This window comes from Aeromonas sp. HMWF014 (assembly GCF_963878295.1).
Lineage (GTDB): Bacteria > Pseudomonadota > Gammaproteobacteria > Enterobacterales > Aeromonadaceae > Aeromonas > Aeromonas popoffii.
This window is the reverse complement of sequence record NZ_CAWNYS010000128.1, coordinates 1-1310: the sequence shown is the minus strand read 5'-3', so window position 1 is coordinate 1310 and position 1310 is coordinate 1. Positions and strand designations below refer to the sequence as shown.

General features: G+C 63.3%; 2 protein-coding genes and 1 pseudogene. 1 reads left to right on the top strand and 2 read right to left on the bottom strand.

Annotation, left to right across the window (positions count from 1 at the left end):
* Positions 1-487 (top strand): LysR family substrate-binding domain-containing protein (locus tag AAC083_RS05105; protein ID WP_181364656.1); only part of this gene is annotated, 487 nt, incomplete at its 5' end.
* Positions 488-622: 135 nt separating this feature from the next.
* On the opposite strand, the pseudogene AAC083_RS22925 reads toward AAC083_RS05105, so the two are convergent.
* A pseudogene (locus AAC083_RS22925) lies at positions 623-744 on the bottom strand (excalibur calcium-binding domain-containing protein); the annotation flags it as partial.
* Positions 745-921: 177 nt separating this feature from the next.
* The coding region (locus tag AAC083_RS05095; protein WP_181364655.1) for an FAD-dependent monooxygenase at positions 922-1310 on the bottom strand (389 nt) is incomplete at its 5' end.

Genomic DNA, 1310 nt, shown 5'->3' with positions numbered 1-1310 from the left:
GTTGCAGCTTGGCTTTATGCGCAGGCCCCAGATACCACAGCTGCGGGAACACAGGCTGCTGATCGATCGGCTAGTGCTGGCAGTACCGACCCGGATGACCGCGCCCGATCCGGCCGCATTCGATGTCCAGCACGCCTTGGCCAGCCAGCCACTGCTGCAGATGGTGGGCCGCCGCTGTCCCGGTCTCAGCCAGCAGATCGCCGGTTTTCTCGGCGCCAACCGGCTGACGGGCATGATCCAGGAAGCCGAAGATATCCAGACCCTGGTGGCACTGGTGGCCGCTGGCATCGGCAACGCCATACTGCCGCGCAGCGTCAGCTTTATCGCAGGCCCCGATGTCACTCTCTACCCCCTCTTTGGCCCCGGCTCCGAGTGGGAAGTCAGCATGGTATGGAACCCTGATGTGGCCGACCCCATCCGGGATCACTTCGTCAGGCAGGTGATCGCCAGCCACCCCACGCCGGTATCGGCCACTCCCGAGCGCTGATACCAACGCTCACGGGCGGCCAAAACAGTGCGCCCCATGAAGGGGCGCATTCAGAATGAGAGCAGCAGCAAGGATCAACAGTTGGCGCAGTGACGGCGATGTTTACCCGCCCCTTTGACGCAATAGAGCGCCGCATCAGGCACCGCCAGCCCTCCCTTCCCCATCCCCGTCCATCTTCATATTCGGGCAGTGTTGAGGAACCAGGTTGCCTCGTCGCAGGAGGTCATCTGGGAACAATACTCACGACCATCGCACTCATGGGGACGAGCCGGCATCTGCGAGGCGCTGGAGGCACGGCTTTCGCCGCCGACGGAGGAAACCGGCAAGGGGGCCATCGACTCGCCAGAAAAGCGGGAATAGATGGAAAATAGGCCAGCGAGCGCCAGCCGTACCTTGTTCATGAACTCAGAACCCTCGTGATGGCGCCCGGCCTCTTATACCAGCCCCAGCGCATAGCGCAGCGCCATCTCCTTGATCGGGCCTGCCTTGTCCGCCAGATTGAGGGCCAGATTGCGGGCCAACTTGAGGGGACCTATCTCGTTGCTGAACACCCCGTAGAAGAGATCCATCCCCGATTGCATCAGCAGGTTATCGGGGCGACGGCGACGCTCGTAACGCTCCGCCAGGGCCAGCTGATGCCAGTCGGCACCGGCCTTTTCCAGTAACCCGGCCCAGCAGGCCACGTCCTTGAAGCCGAGATTGACCCCCTGCCCCGCCAGCGGGTTGATGGTGTGGGCGGCATCACCGAGCAGCACCACCCGACCGGCGTGATAGTCATTGGCGTGGCGTCGTACCAGCGGGAAACTCCCCTTGGCCGTAACGG